The following is a 1,514-nucleotide window of genomic DNA, read 5'->3' on the forward strand; positions in this document are numbered from 1 at the left end:
GGGTCGTCGACGTCGATGTCGGGGACGGTGATGCGGTCGATTTTGGCCTGGCGGGTGCGGACCATGTGGTCGTGGTTGGCGGGGTCGTAGGAGATGTTGCCGGTGCCGTCCTGTTTTTCGATGCCGCCGATGCGGTGTTCCAGGCCGGGGGTGCCGGGGATCGCCCAGGGGCGGGCGAGGGTGTGGGGGTCGCGTTTGTAGGGCTGGAAGACGTGGGTGCCGTCGTCGAGGGTGTGGTTGGGGCCTTGTGCGAACTGGACGGTGAGGTCGGGTAGTTCGTGGGGTTCGGGGATGCGCCAGGGTTCGCTGCCGTTGGCGAGGTAGCCGTCGGAGAGGAGGAAGACGGGGGTGCGGTAGGTGACGGCGATGCGGGCGGCTTCGAGGGCGGCGTTGAAGCAGTCGGCGGGGGTGCGGGGGGCGATGACGGGGACGGGGGCTTCGCCGTTGCGGCCGTACATGGCCTGCAGGAGGTCGGCCTGTTCGGTTTTGGTCGGCAGGCCGGTGGAGGGGCCGCCGCGCTGGATGTCGACGACGAGCAGGGGCAGTTCGAGGGAGACGGCGAGGCCGATGGTTTCGGACTTGAGGGCGACGCCGGGGCCGGAGGTGGTGGTGACGGCGAGGGAGCCGCCGAATGCGGCGCCGAGGGCGGCGCCGATGCCGGCGATCTCGTCTTCGGCCTGGAAGGTGCGGACGCCGAAGTTTTTGTGGCGGCTGAGTTCGTGGAGGATGTCGGAGGCGGGGGTGATGGGGTAGGAGCCGAGGAAGAGGGGCAGGCCGGTCTGCTGGGCGGCGGCGATCAAGCCGTAGGCCAGGGCGAGGTTGCCGGAGATGTTGCGGTAGGTGCCGGGCGGGAAAGCTGTTGCGGCCGGGGCGACTTCGTAGGAGACGGCGAAGTCCTCGGTGGTCTCGCCGAAGTTCCAGCCGGCGCGGTAGGCGGCGATGTTGGCGGCGGCGATGTCCGGCTTCTTCGCGAACTTGGTGCGCAGGAATGTTTCGGTGCCGTCGGTGGGCCGGTGGTACATCCAGGACAGGAGGCCGAGGGCGAACATGTTCTTGCTGCGTTCGGCTTCCTTGCGGGTGAGGCTGAACTCGCGCAGGGCTTCGACGGTGAGGGTGGTCAGGGGGACGGGGTGGACGTGGTAGGCGTCGAGGGAGTCGTCTTCCAGGGGGGAGGTGGTGTAGCCGACTTTCTGCAGGGCGCGGCGGGTGAATTCGTCGGTGTTGACGATGATCTCGGCGCCGCGGGGCAGGTCGGTGATGTTGGCTTTGAGTGCGGCCGGGTTCATGGCGACCAGTACGTTGGGGGCGTCGCCGGGGGTGAGGATGTCGTGGTCGGCGAAGTGCAGCTGGAAGGAGGAGACGCCGGGCAGTGTTCCGGCCGGTGCGCGGATCTCGGCGGGGAAGTTCGGCAGCGTGGACAGATCGTTCCCGAACGACGCGGTCTCCGAGGTGAAACGGTCGCCCGTGAGCTGCATCCCGTCACCCGAGTCACCCGCGAACCGGATGACCACCCG

1 protein-coding gene is annotated in these 1,514 nt (G+C 68.6%); it reads right to left on the minus strand.

What is annotated here, in order from left to right:
* On the minus strand, window positions 1-1,514 hold a 1,514-nt coding region (locus HZS56_RS37740; RefSeq protein ID WP_216725315.1), incomplete at both ends, for a 2-oxoacid:acceptor oxidoreductase subunit alpha.

This window comes from Streptomyces mayonensis, assembly GCF_018982965.1.
GTDB classification, from domain to species: domain Bacteria; phylum Actinomycetota; class Actinomycetes; order Streptomycetales; family Streptomycetaceae; genus Streptomyces; species Streptomyces mayonensis.